Source organism: Carboxylicivirga sediminis, assembly GCF_018156225.1.
GTDB lineage: Bacteria > Bacteroidota > Bacteroidia > Bacteroidales > Marinilabiliaceae > Carboxylicivirga > Carboxylicivirga sediminis.
This window is the reverse complement of the sequence record NZ_JAGTAR010000003.1, coordinates 230,178-242,585: the sequence shown is the minus strand read 5'-3', so window position 1 is coordinate 242,585 and position 12,408 is coordinate 230,178. Positions and strand designations below refer to the sequence as shown.

Annotated in this window: 12 protein-coding genes and 1 tRNA gene; 10 read left to right on the top strand and 3 right to left on the bottom strand. The window is 32.3% G+C overall.

Annotated features, from left to right (window positions below; all coding sequences use genetic code 11):
- Positions 1-250: 250 nt before the first annotated feature.
- Positions 251-1,144 carry a DUF6734 family protein gene (locus tag KDU71_RS03845; RefSeq protein WP_317195158.1) on the bottom strand — a complete coding sequence of 298 codons (894 nt, stop codon included), beginning with the start codon at positions 1,142-1,144 and terminating at the stop codon, positions 251-253.
- Positions 1,092-1,844 carry a hypothetical protein gene (locus KDU71_RS03840; RefSeq protein WP_212188579.1) on the bottom strand — a complete coding sequence of 251 codons (753 nt, stop codon included), beginning with the start codon at positions 1,842-1,844 and terminating at the stop codon, positions 1,092-1,094. The genes KDU71_RS03845 and KDU71_RS03840 overlap by 53 nt, the downstream gene beginning before the upstream one ends.
- A 203-nt stretch (positions 1,845-2,047) precedes the next feature.
- Here KDU71_RS03840 and KDU71_RS03835 point away from each other — a divergent pair, with 203 nt between their 5' ends.
- From KDU71_RS03835 to KDU71_RS03790, 10 genes are all read left to right on the top strand, one after another.
- The gene (locus tag KDU71_RS03835; protein WP_212188578.1) at positions 2,048-3,229 is read left to right on the top strand and encodes a toll/interleukin-1 receptor domain-containing protein; all 1,182 of its coding nucleotides are present in this window, start codon (positions 2,048-2,050) and stop codon (positions 3,227-3,229) included.
- 697 nt (positions 3,230-3,926) lie between these two features.
- Complete coding sequence (locus KDU71_RS03830) at positions 3,927-4,217, top strand: DUF3853 family protein (RefSeq protein WP_212188577.1); 291 nt, start codon at positions 3,927-3,929, stop codon at positions 4,215-4,217.
- A complete protein-coding gene (locus KDU71_RS03825; protein ID WP_212188576.1) occupies positions 4,217-5,530 on the top strand; it encodes a DUF3987 domain-containing protein in 1,314 nt (437 codons plus the stop codon). The genes KDU71_RS03830 and KDU71_RS03825 overlap by 1 nt, the downstream gene beginning before the upstream one ends.
- A 159-nt stretch (positions 5,531-5,689) precedes the next feature.
- Positions 5,690-6,661, top strand: a complete 972-nt coding sequence (locus KDU71_RS03820) for a DUF6371 domain-containing protein (protein WP_212188575.1) — start codon at positions 5,690-5,692, stop codon at positions 6,659-6,661.
- A gap of 1 nt (position 6,662) precedes the next feature.
- Positions 6,663-7,373 (top strand): coiled-coil domain-containing protein, encoded by a 711-nt coding sequence (locus KDU71_RS03815; RefSeq protein ID WP_212188574.1) that lies wholly within the window; start codon positions 6,663-6,665, stop codon positions 7,371-7,373.
- Between the two features lie 689 nt (positions 7,374-8,062).
- The gene (locus KDU71_RS03810; RefSeq protein WP_212188573.1) at positions 8,063-8,410 is read left to right on the top strand and encodes a hypothetical protein; all 348 of its coding nucleotides are present in this window, start codon (positions 8,063-8,065) and stop codon (positions 8,408-8,410) included.
- 2 nt (positions 8,411-8,412) lie between these two features.
- Positions 8,413-9,618, top strand: coding sequence for a hypothetical protein (locus KDU71_RS03805; RefSeq protein ID WP_212188572.1), 1,206 nt, complete (start codon positions 8,413-8,415; stop codon positions 9,616-9,618).
- Positions 9,619-9,634: 16 nt separating this feature from the next.
- On the top strand, positions 9,635-9,994 hold the full coding sequence (locus tag KDU71_RS03800) for a hypothetical protein (RefSeq protein ID WP_212188571.1): 360 nt from the start codon (positions 9,635-9,637) through the stop codon (positions 9,992-9,994).
- Positions 9,987-10,490 carry a hypothetical protein gene (locus KDU71_RS03795; protein WP_212188570.1) on the top strand — a complete coding sequence of 168 codons (504 nt, stop codon included), beginning with the start codon at positions 9,987-9,989 and terminating at the stop codon, positions 10,488-10,490. Before KDU71_RS03800 ends, KDU71_RS03795 begins: the two co-directional genes overlap by 8 nt.
- A 185-nt stretch (positions 10,491-10,675) precedes the next feature.
- A complete protein-coding gene (locus KDU71_RS03790) occupies positions 10,676-11,890 on the top strand; it encodes a metallophosphoesterase family protein (RefSeq protein WP_212188569.1) in 1,215 nt (404 codons plus the stop codon).
- A 379-nt stretch (positions 11,891-12,269) separates the two neighbouring features.
- Here KDU71_RS03790 and KDU71_RS03785 read toward each other — a convergent pair.
- Positions 12,270-12,354: transfer RNA gene (locus KDU71_RS03785), tRNA-Ser, on the bottom strand.
- Positions 12,355-12,408: the final 54 nt, after the last annotated feature.

Genomic DNA, 12,408 nt, shown 5'->3' with positions numbered 1-12,408 from the left:
CTCCCGAAAACTTGACTCGATTATGCGCATAGTTTTTGTTTCAAAACTAGGTCGCCGGAATAAAGTTGGCAATATGTATCAGGCCGAATGGTTACGAACAAACGAGAAGATATAAAACTCAGCTTAAAAGTAGGTTTAATAATGCTCTTAGATGAGCACGGCTATCCTCCTATTGAGCTAGACGAAGTATATTAGGATATTTTCCATCAAGCAGAGAATTATAAAAAGAATAACGTAATCAATTAAATTATTATTCTTGATAACACTTCTCCTTATTAATAGCTTCGATTGCTTTTCTAGTTCTTGGAATAAACTCAATACAGTGGTTGAGTATGAATTTTTCAACCAATCTTTGAACTTGAATGTTATTTTTTGAATTTGCAATCAAGTGAGTATAAGTTGTATTCGAAGAATTAGGGGAAAAAGGATTTTTTGTTTTGTCAAACAGATATTCAATATTTTTATTTCCTTGAACATTTAGAAATAGTATCAAGAAGAACTGCTCAACTAATACATTTCCACAAGCATTACCATTCCAATTATCCCATATATTTTTATTCTCGGTTATAATTTTTATAGCTGTTGTAGAGTAATTGTTAATACTATTGATATCATTACCTCCAAATATACCACAACATGCTGCTTCAAATACTTCTATATTGGAAGTATAGCTATTCCAATAGTTAGGTAACCACCCATTCCCAAATTTTATTAATTCTTCTAATTCTAATAATCTATAATACGAACTTGTATCATACTTATTAAAGAATTCGGGACTTTGAGCAAGAACAGGAGAAGACATTATTCTATCTGGCAAATAATCCCACAAAAAAACATCTCCATCTAGATGAATGAATGGTTCATCTTGTTTGCTGTAGGCTAATAATTTACCTGCGGCCCACCATTTCACACTCATGTTGTCAATTTCATTCATGCATATCGATACTTTGTCAAATGGTATTTTTAATATATCTATTAGAAGGTGTTTTCCAAAATCATCTGTATAAAGTTCAACTCTATCAAAAAAACGCCTAGATGTGAACACTGAAATCACCCAAGAATAAAAAAGATGACTTAATGTCCAAAGTCCATTATTGTTGTTCTGGATCAATGGTTTTGACCACAATGACCATATCGCTTTCATACTTAAAGTTAAATGGGAATTGAATTTTATTTTTTAGATTTTTTGTTCCGATGCCTGGTAGGTGAGATTCTTCCTCTTTAATGCTTTCTATCAAAAAAGAATAGTTTGTAAATTTATTTTTATCTGAGTTTTTATTAATCCAGTCGTCAAAAAACATAGTGCTTCCATCATGAAATGTAGCAACTAAAATGTCATTGGAGTCTTTTTTTATTACTGGATATAATGTTAGGAATTCTTCTCCAGAAAATTCCTCATCAACCTCTTCCATTATTGGCAAAATAGCTACATTACCTGTAAAACCATCCATATAACCACATTCCCACGGCATCCATTTTGAATTAGTTTCATTTATTGGGGTTGCATATATTAAGCATTTTGACTTTTCAATATTTGATCGAATAACATTAGCTGTATCAACATTTACATTTTCACGTTTAAGCTCTTTGTTGTATAACCAATCAACATATACTTTGTAGTTTCTTGTATTTAAATCAAAAGTTAACAATTCATAAAGCCTCTGGATTTCTGACTTATCCTTATATGAATGAGATAAAAATATATCAAACTTTTCATACTTATAATCAACAAATTCACTTATGACTTCTTCTAAATTCTCTCCCCTTTGTAGAAGGGAAGCTTCTAATTGTTCTAAATTATTTTTTGTGAAAAAATAAGTTGCTTCAGACGTATTATATGTCATTTTTCGCTATAGTTACTCACGTAATTATCTAACATAGTTCAGGTTTTCTAAAAAACAAATATATCATTTAAAATGAAGAGAGCAGTTGAATGGTAAGTTTATTCTTATTCATAAATTACAGTTCGAATTATTGCTTATTTAATTAGTTTTAAACTATCTACTTTGTGCAGTCAAATACGTATACATCTATAATGTTTTATTTTATGTCAGGATTTACAAAACATCAATCTACAGTTTTTTTAGAGGAGCAAAAAAATAAGTTTTCTCAATATATTAATGAGGTAATTAATGCTCTTCCACAAGAATATACATTTGAAACTATCTTTGCGTTAATAGAGAAATATTTCCCTTTTGAATTACAACTACTTTCAGAGGGGTGCAGCTATTACAATTTGAAAGATAATAAGCTTAGTCCTCATGGAAAAAAAATACGTCACAGAATACCAAAGCCAGTTGAAATATTAAAAAGTTTAAAGATTACTAAGAGATTATTAAGTTTTAACTACAAAAAGTCTCATAATAAGCAGTTCGATAAAAATAAACAACAGGAAAATATTTATAAGCTGAATCAAACACGATTACCAAAAATCAATAAAATCAAGACAAAAATTGAAACAGCAAAAAAGAAGGCGCAATTAGTTGAACCTATGTTCTTAGATAAGCTAATGGGATTGTATGACAGGAAAACAACTACACAGAAGGATAAGGTGTATATTTTTAAAGAGTTAGAAAAGTACTATTGCCCTAAAACCATTAAGTTTTTTAAGAAGAAAGTTGATACTGAGTATAATATGCAGCTACGAAGGATGGCATTTCTGCACATGCAAGGTTTTATGCATTTTGTAACTTTACGAAAACAAAAATACATGAGGATACCTAGCAAGAATAAAAAACGCAGGAAGCACCTTAAAACTGTATATGCATACGAGAAATTTAGTATAGAATCAATACCTGAAGAACTTGAGTATAGAATTAATAATTCTAATGAACAGAAGCTTAAGAAATTTGATTTCTTCATTTCTCATAGCAGCATTGATTTTAAAGAAGTTCAAACTTTAATTCATGCATTAAACAAGCAAAAGCAGGATGTCTATTGTGATTGGATGAATGATACAGATTATTTAAAAAGAAATTTACTAAGCGATGCTACTAAGACTGTTATTGAAAAAAGATTAGACCAATCAAAGAATGTCATATTCGTCAACTCACATGATTCCCAAGAATCAAAATGGGTAAAATATGAGCTTAATTATTTTCACTCGTTAAACCGTTCCATTTTTGAAGTTAGCCTAGAGGAATTAAAAAATGGTAAGTTTAATTATCAGAAGCTGACAAATATGTGGTTCTTAGATAAAGAGTTTAAGAAAATAGATTTATTAAACTAATATAAGCCAATTCTAACCAATATCGGCAAAACTTAGCCAAAGCCAACCAACACCCAACCATAAGCCTACTATATGTTTGTTTCCATTTTGGAAGCAAGCACGAAGTAAATTAAAGGTACATTAGCGGTTGTAGCAGCTGTTTGCAGTGGCTTTTACCTGATTAAGAAAGGTAAAAAGATTCTCTCCGGTGCAAAGATGAACTTTGCCCTATTAGGATTCCGCATACACAAAATGAACTTGCAGGAAGTCCAATTTGCCGTAAAACTTCGTTGTTATAATCCAACTAAAACACCAATCGCATTAGACGTTAACCAAGTACTCGCAAACTATAAAGGTTCGGCAATTGCCTATTCCACTCCCGACATTAAAGGTCTTACCGTTGGGGCTGGTTCTACACAAGAGCTTGAAATTAAATTTCAAGTGGTAACACTTAAGTGTGTTAAATGATTTCTATCAAAAAAAAATAGCCCCATACTTTATTTTTGCAATGTGCTCTTTGTCAATAGGATATTGTTTAATTGTCTTTGTTTTACCCACCACTAGGACCGCTTTACCCACCAATTTGTCGTTTAAGTGCGGGGCTAAACTATAGCCATTTTACTTAAACTTCATTGAACTTCTCGACATATTCGCACAATCAAATTTGATTTAACAAAGACTAGCTAGTCGCTTATTAATTTCATTTAAAATGTAAAAAATGATGTCAATAAACGACAATACACCTGTAGGAGCCTTGACGGTGGGGCAATTAAAAGAAATATTGGGAGTAGAAAGAACAGAGCCAATTACAGAAGTTCAAAACTTTACGGATAACAAATATATCTATGGATTAAAAGGTATACGTGATGAGTTTTCTGTTAGCCATGCCACAGCGCAAAAATATAAGGATGGTATTTTAAAAGATGCTGTTCAGCAAGTAGGCAGAAAAATAATTGTGGATAGAGAAAAGGCACATCAGCTTTTTGCTAATTCAGGGAGGGCGATTTAATGGATGGTATTAAAATTAGTTTACATGATGCCAATTGCAAGATAAAAAGAGAACGGATTTCAAACTTCCCGATTGAAGTATTTCCTCCTTTTGTGCAGGATGTGATAATAGAAATGTACGAAAACGGCAATTATAATATGGATTATTTTGCAGGAGGTATTCTTTCATCATTTGCTTCATCCATTGGCAATAAATACCATATAAGGAAAGATATTACATGGAGTGAGAATACTTCGCTTTGGATTGTAATGATTGGGTGGTCGGGTCAGAATAAAAGTGCGCCTCAGAAACTAGCCTATCGTTCCATCAAAGATAAGCAGTCCGAATTTGAAAAAGAATATAAAACCGCATTAGAAAGTTACGATTCGTCTTTAGATGAAGTTAAACCTTTACGTAAGAAACTCTATACGACTGAATCCACCTTTGAATCGCTTTTAAAAATGCATCACGACAACCCACATGGAATAACCGTTATCCCTGATGAGTTTAAAACCTTTGTTGATGGGTTGGTAGGGTACAATGGAGCATCAAGGCGAAGTAGTTACTTATCGGTTTGGGATGGCGCACCTCTTTCACTAGACCGTAAAGAAGCTGAGAGTGCTTTTATTGAGAAACCTTGCGTCAATATTATTGGCGGTATTCAAGATGATGTCATTGCCAGTTTAAAATCGAAAGATACAAAAGATGGTTTTTTTGAGCGAATGCTCTTTGTTATACCTCAAAAGATGGAGAAACGGTATGTTTCAGATACTCCAATTGATGAGCATTTACTTTCTGTGTTCCAAACAAAAATGAAAGGTTTTTTAGAAGAAATGCTAGACGGTGATTTATATAACGACATTCCTCTTTCTAAAAATGCCAATGTTCGTTTAAACAAGGAGCTTAATAGCCATGTTGAGCCATCTAACAAAGACCGTAATGTGTCAGGTATCTTGTCAAAACTTGATAGATATATGTTGCGATTGGCTCTAATTATGGAGGTTGCAGATTGCTATTTTAATGATAGGGTAATTAATGAGGTTTCATTGTCTAGCATGGAAAAAGCAATTCTGCTTAAAAATTACTTTTACAGCAATGCTTTACAGATTAACGACATTATGGAACAGTCTTACGAGACTAATACACCCAATGGTAAAGTTTATTCTATTCTAAAAGCAATCGGTAAGGAAACCTTTACGAGCAAAGAGTTTATTCAAGTAGCAAAGGAATTACATCATATCGGACGTTCCAGAAGTTACGAATTACTCTCCATCAGTAAACTTACGCAAGAGTTAGGTAAAGGTCAATACAGAAGCAAAATTGATTGTGATTAGCGGAATAAGTGGAATAGTGGAAATCTTAAGCATATCAGTTACTTACGGCAATAATTGCAGTGGACTGCAAGTGGACAAAATGGACAGAGGTGGACTTGCAATGTTTTATATATCAAAGTTATTCCACTTTTCCACCTTTTCCAGTTAATATATTAAGTCATGCGAGAATACAGATATTCATTAGAAAAGTATGTTAGTAGGAAGTCGAGATATTTCTGTCCTGAATGTGATAAAAGAACCTTTACACGCTACATAGATAACGAAACCAATCAGCATTTAGCAGAATATGTTGGCAAGTGCAATCGAGAAGAAAAATGCGGGTATCACTTTACGCCTAAAATGTATTTTGAGCGTACAGGTACAAAGCCTGATAATAATTCAAATTATTGCAAGCCTAGAAAACCTGTGAAGATAGAAAAGCCATCAACAATTGACCCTAAATACTTACAAGCTACACTAAAACATTACGACAATAACAACTTTGCAGTTGGTTTGTACAATTACTTTCCAAAAGAACAAGTAAACTTTGTGTTGCAAAAATATTTTGTTGGTACAGCCAAAAATCGAAAAACCATATTTTGGCAAGTAAACCGAAGTGGAGAAGTAAGAACAGGTAAAATAATGCTTTATAATATAGCAAGCGTTAAGCGCAGTTCGAATATCAGTTGGGTTCATAATAAATTCAAAAACTTCAATCTAGTTCAATTATACTTCGGTGGTCATTTGCTTACCGACACAAAGACTCCAGTTGCTATTGCCGAAGGTGAAAAGAATGCAATACTTGGTGCTCTTTATTATCATCAATACAATTGGTTAGCAGTAGGCTCTCAAAGTATGCTCAATGTAAAAAAGCTCAATGCGCTTTATCAATACGATGTAACTTTATTTCCTGACAAGGGCAAAGCGTTTGTTAAATGGTCAGATGTTGCCAATAAAGCTTGTTTTGAAGTGAAGGTGAACGATACTCTTGAAAATACGTCGTTAGCCGATGGGGATGATATTGCAGACCTCATTATTGAAATTAAAACTCAGGAAAAACGAAATAGTCCAAGCGGAATACTTGAACGAATGAAGTGCATGAACCCAAACCTAACAGCACTAATAGAAATGTTCGATTTAAAACCATGTTAAAATGAGTACATTAAAAATATGCCACAACTGTGGAAAGGAGTTTACTCCTAAAAGGTCAGATGCCATTTGTTGCAGTAGCAAATGTAGGTCTGCGCTTAATTATCAAAAAAAGCAACGATTAAAGCAGAGCACTGCATCAATCAACACTATAAATGAAAATGATTCTAGTTTAGATAATTTAAAAGTAAAAGGCTCGCTGGAGGTTGGTTATTTAATTGATAAGATTACTCGACTGGAGAGTGAAATAAATACTATTCATCAGCGCATTAATGAGAATATTGAAAGAAAGAATGGATTAATGGCAAATTCTAACTTGCTATTAAAAGAGATAAGTAGAGTCAAGGTTACAGAGTTGTATAAGGTAGAAAACCTATTAAGTATGTCAGATGTAGATTTGTATAATACATTTATAAACAAACCCTACTTAGAGGAGTTAAGAAAGGGTAACGAATTTGCGCATAATCGGTTAAAAACTACTGCGGATATTGATTCAAAATATAATCCAACCCATAAAATGCTTGTTTCTAAATTTAGGCTTAGGCAAAAACAAAAACTTACCGAAATTTCAAGCAAAGTTGAGCAACTGGAACATGAAATTGCGCAGAATACGCAATCTATTGATGATATTCATGCAAGTAGTGATGAGCTCAAACTGCAATTGCGTTTCTATGAAAATAGAATAATAAAGTTTGAGAGTTTATTATCCGTTTAACAATAAACGGATAATTTCCACACTTAATCTGCACTTATTTTGCGCAGAAAATGTGTTTTTGCAGGTGAATAAACACCTCTTTTTATATTTACAGCGTATAGTTTTGCTTGTTTGGGAACGGTAAAATACCTAAAAATGCCCCAAAACATAGGGTTTATGCGCAAACAACACCCTTTTTGAGGCTTTCTGCAAAGTTTTTGAGCGAAACACTTACTTTTTGAAGCTTAATCCCCCTCCAATCTTTTACACGGTTATTTTCCGAAGACGGAAATTCAGCAATGTCATCGTTTATCCTATCGGGTATTCATCAAAAGAAAAGTCCATTTTGCACAAATCCAGGTGTTTTTTCAATAAAATACCTGGATTTTTTTGATTGACACTCTAAATCAGTGTTTTGGATTTTGTGCAAATAAGTAGCAAAATGCGCGGAAAGCGTGATTTTTGGATAAGTGTGGATGGGTTTGGGGATACATTTCAACGGTTAGTTTTGGTTGAAATGCGCAGAGGCTGGAAAAGTGGAGATTAAAGAAACCACGGGTGTGGTGTAACAAAAAGTACTCATTTAATTATAAATCTGAAGAAAGGATAAAACACTAGTACGTTGGCAGTAATAAAACGCATTGAGAATTCACTACATATTTTAAGAGTTTTGTAACTTGTTAATCCTAAGCGAAACTAAACTTATAAATATGGCAAACTGGAAAAATAATCTTTCATATGGTTACACATGGTTAACTCTATTAAGATTAAAACAAATTGATGTTGTTTTTAACGACTCCAAAGACATAAAAATGTCCGAACTCTCATTTTATAACCCAACAATTTCGAAAGAATCTCTTCAAGCAGAAGCAATAAATCTAGCAAATACGATTGACTCTGCTTTTATTGTTGGTATGGGTGCCAAACTTGAGAATAATATAACACAAGAAAAAGCAATTAATTCAATGGTTGAAATCTTAATTGATGAAACTAAAACCATTGAAGATTTGGCAAATAAGAATGATGAAAACTATTTATTTCTTAACGAACAAGGATAGCTATGAAATATTTAATCATTGCATTTTCTTTGCTTTTATCTATTTCTGTCTTTAGTCAAACAAATAATCTAAAAACAGATATTGATAGTGCTATTTTTAACTCAGGACTTGACTCTACACTAGTTAATGAGTTATTAACAAAAAACACACAGTTGTTTGAGCGAATTGATTCTCTAAAAGATGACCCTGATTTTTATGATAAAACATGGAATAAACTTGTCAAAGAAATTAGTGACAGTGATTCAACTATTGGTTATTGGCTAAATTCATTGAACATTGATTTTAAAACGTTTCAATCAGAAGATTCTACATCAGCGTCTTTAGGTCTAAGTTATAATTTTAGTATAGAAAGAGGTAAGCTTTATCCAAAAGAATTTGGTAAAAATGGAATATCTTGTGCTTTTAGTTCAGTAGGAAATATTGCATTTGATAAAAAAGTAAATCCAACTGATTTTATCGATACGAAATTATCGTTTAAACTTTACCAAGCAAGAGGAGGTGTGCAGCTCTCTCTAAAACCAGACACGGTTCATCAACGCACATTAAAGTTACTCCCTGTTTTAATGAGCCATTCAGATATAATTGAACTAAAAGAATCAAAAGAATGGAAAGAATTTACAAATATCTTTAAATTAGATAATTCGTTTTTATATAGCCTAAGTTTAAATGGTGGCTTTGAATCAAATCAAGACTTTTCTAAATATCAATATGCTTTTGGTTCAACATTTAGTTTTAGCGTAAAATCATGGGAAAAAGGAACTTGGTTGTCAAGACTGAATATTCTTGACTATCCTTTTGCTTTGACTCGGCGTTTAACAAAAACAGATGATGAGCTATCATCTACTGGAATTAGTCTTCCAATAATATCAACTGGAATTGATTATGTAATTCCAGAAAATGATACTCTAAGGGAAGAATTTGACAATAATTTAAATCCTTATTTTAGATACAGACTCGAAATTGGTTTTAGAACACTTGTTGCTAAGGCTGTTAAGCAAATAATATATTTTAATGCAGCTTTTAAATATTATAATGAGATTGGTGCAAGTTCTACTATAAAAGAAGCAAGCCTATCAAATTATTCATATTTTACAAGTTCACTTACTTCTGATAAAGGATTTTTTATTAGTTATTCTTATGGTAGACTACCTTTTGACAAGCAAGATAATGCGGTATATCAAATAGGATTCAACTATAAATTTAAGTAAGTAATAGTTTTAAACCATGATACGGCTAATACAAATAAATGAAAGAATTCAAGAGTTTGGAATTAGAGGGCCTAAGAGGCTAGCTTTGGAGAATGTATTGGACTTGCAGGGTTATAATACAATAAGAGTAGTTGGTGATGGAAGAATAAGAGTTGAAATTAAATGCTTTGTTCATAAACCACCACCTCCTAGTTTCCAACCTTGTCCAGAATGTGGTAGTTTAATTTTAGAATCAAATGAGACCAAACAATTTCTAAAGGATATTCCTGGAATTCAAAGACAAACAGATAGACTAAATATTCAAATTATTGATGAAGAAAATGATATCATTAGAATAACATTAAGTATTCCTCAAATAAATTTTCGATATGAGTAACAACAATTATAGCACAAAGATATTTGAAGATGCATATAATATAGCCCAAGAACGTCAAGCGGAATTTAGCAAAGAATCGAGGATAAGATTATTCTTTGCATATACTTTTAAAGCAATTGCTGTTCTTGGTGGTATTATACTCACAACAGGAGTTAATGAAAAAGCAGCACAGATTATAGGAATATCTATCAGTGTAGTAATAGCTATTGACTTGATTTTTTCAAACCATAAAAGATTATTAATTATTACAAAGGCAGCAAAAGGGCTAGAACTTTTCATTCAAGACGTACATTTTCAATATAATAAGTCTATTCAAGAAGTCTTAAATAATAGAGATTCAGGAAATGATACAGAAGCTAAGAATATTCTTGATGAGATAAATAATAAGTTTGCCTCTAAATGCCATGAGAAATCTCAAGAAATCATTAAGGCAGTTGATGAAGCAGACTTAAAATTTTTGGAAAACCTTGTGGTTGAAAAGAAAGAGGACAAATAATTACTACTGCCAATAATGTGTATAATTCATAAGGGTTTCAGAGGTTTTCGAGCGTTATCGCCCGCATCAATTTTAAGTTGTAACTTGATAGGTTTGAAGCTCGCAATCCCTTACGTCACCATACACCGGACGTTATACGCAATTTAAACAAAAACATATAGAATTAATCATCTAAATCCAACAGTATGCTTACTATTTTTCACCTTTCAGATCTTCATTTCGGAGAAGGTATCTCTCGGGATAAAGAAGTACCTAGGAAAATTTCAAAAAAAATAAAAGGGTTAGAGGAACATGATCTAAATATATGGACAGATTTAAGAAATCATTTGACATCTACCATAAAGCAAATAGATAATGATTATAGAATTTGTGTAACTGGTGATCTATCAAGAATAGGAAGTATTGAAAGTTATAATTTAGCTTCTAAATTTTTTTTTGATGAAAGTGATTCTGAAATTTCAAAAGCATTAGGATTAAGATTAAAGAGAGATAAGTTTATTATTGCCCCAGGCAATCATGATTCTTATGATGAAAGTTATAGGAAAATAAATAATCTACGAACATTCAATGGTGTATTTCACAGTTCAGAAGAAGAATATCCAATAGTAAAGAATATTGAAGTCAACAATACGAAATATTCATTTGTTGCGCTTGATTCAACGTATAAAAAAAATGGGGGTAATATAATAAAGAAATTGGGTAAAGGAAATGTTGATAAAGAACAACTAGAAAGAGTCAAAGGACACTTTCTAGATCACACAAAAGATAGTGCAATAAAGGTTTTATTATTACACCATTCGCCAATAATTGTAGATAGAGACAGGAAACGATCTTTAATGCTTGATAAATCTAGAAATGTATTAGAATCGATTGTTAATTCGGGTTTTAATATTGTATTATGTGGTCATTTACACGATGACTTCTATGATATTTTGCCACTTAAGAGATTAATAAAATTTTTGCCAAAAAAGAGAGGGTTTGGTCGAGTAATTAAAGATCTCTTTAAGGAAACTCAATTGAATGATTACTACCCCATTGTGATAAATGGAAAAAAAGCACGATACTTTGATTCTATTGCATACCACTACATTAAGGAACACAATGATGTCTTAAGAGTAAATTCAAGGGAGTTGAATAGTTTAAAGAAGTTTGAATCCTATTTATATAATCATTCAAAATACAAAGAGTTTGTTGATGATTTTTATTCACTTACGGATTCAGAAACGGCATTGATAATGGCAGGTTCTGCTTGTAAGGAGAAGGAAAAGGAAAATAGCTATTTAGAATTAATGATTGAAGATGATTTGGGTAAAATGATTATTAAGAGACATAAGTATAATAAAGATACAAGATCCTTTGTTACAAAGACAACAACCAAGTTATTCAAAAAAAGCGTATAATCGAATAGCCTGCCCCGCCAGCAAACGCTAGCAGGGAGAGGCTTTCATATACTCTAATCAATTACAAGTTTTTAAGCCACTTTTTCTGACGAGCTATTAATATTTTTCTCTCTGGGATCAATACATATATAGTTCTGATCGTATGGTACTTCTAAACTGTCAGATTTTCAGGAACTACAATTCGTCGTTGCCTTCCCTAGAAATTGTTCAATTAACTTTTAGTAAAATAGTCTCATAATACCCAGGTTTTGCATCAAATCCGGAATTCTGCTGATAGAGTTTAGTAAAGTTTAGACATAAAAAAACGCACCACCTTTTCAAGTGATGCGTGTAAAAATACGTGTAAATTTCGTATTTGCTTGATATTCAAGCTAAATTGCGGAGAGAGAGGGATTCGAACCCCCGGTACCTCGCGGTACAACGGTTTTCAAGACCGCCGCATTCGACCACTCTGCCATCTCTCCAGTATTTTAATATCTTGTCTGAAACCCTTGTGGTCTCTAGTGTTTCAGTGTATA

What these genes read in the sequence shown, in the direction of transcription:
- KDU71_RS03845 (WP_317195158.1), bottom strand. Translation starts at nt 1,144, where the DNA reads ATGAAAGCGATATGGTCATTGTGGTCAAAACCATTGATCCAGAACAAC.
- KDU71_RS03840 (WP_212188579.1), bottom strand. Translation starts at nt 1,844, where the DNA reads ATGACATATAATACGTCTGAAGCAACTTATTTTTTCACAAAAAATAAT.
- KDU71_RS03835 (WP_212188578.1), top strand. Translation starts at nt 2,048, where the DNA reads ATGTCAGGATTTACAAAACATCAATCTACAGTTTTTTTAGAGGAGCAA.
- KDU71_RS03830 (WP_212188577.1), top strand. Translation starts at nt 3,927, where the DNA reads ATGATGTCAATAAACGACAATACACCTGTAGGAGCCTTGACGGTGGGG.
- KDU71_RS03825 (WP_212188576.1), top strand. Translation starts at nt 4,217, where the DNA reads ATGGATGGTATTAAAATTAGTTTACATGATGCCAATTGCAAGATAAAA.
- KDU71_RS03820 (WP_212188575.1), top strand. Translation starts at nt 5,690, where the DNA reads ATGCGAGAATACAGATATTCATTAGAAAAGTATGTTAGTAGGAAGTCG.
- KDU71_RS03815 (WP_212188574.1), top strand. Translation starts at nt 6,663, where the DNA reads ATGAGTACATTAAAAATATGCCACAACTGTGGAAAGGAGTTTACTCCT.
- KDU71_RS03810 (WP_212188573.1), top strand. Translation starts at nt 8,063, where the DNA reads ATGGCAAACTGGAAAAATAATCTTTCATATGGTTACACATGGTTAACT.
- KDU71_RS03805 (WP_212188572.1), top strand. Translation starts at nt 8,413, where the DNA reads ATGAAATATTTAATCATTGCATTTTCTTTGCTTTTATCTATTTCTGTC.
- KDU71_RS03800 (WP_212188571.1), top strand. Translation starts at nt 9,635, where the DNA reads ATGATACGGCTAATACAAATAAATGAAAGAATTCAAGAGTTTGGAATT.
- KDU71_RS03795 (WP_212188570.1), top strand. Translation starts at nt 9,987, where the DNA reads ATGAGTAACAACAATTATAGCACAAAGATATTTGAAGATGCATATAAT.
- KDU71_RS03790 (WP_212188569.1), top strand. Translation starts at nt 10,676, where the DNA reads ATGCTTACTATTTTTCACCTTTCAGATCTTCATTTCGGAGAAGGTATC.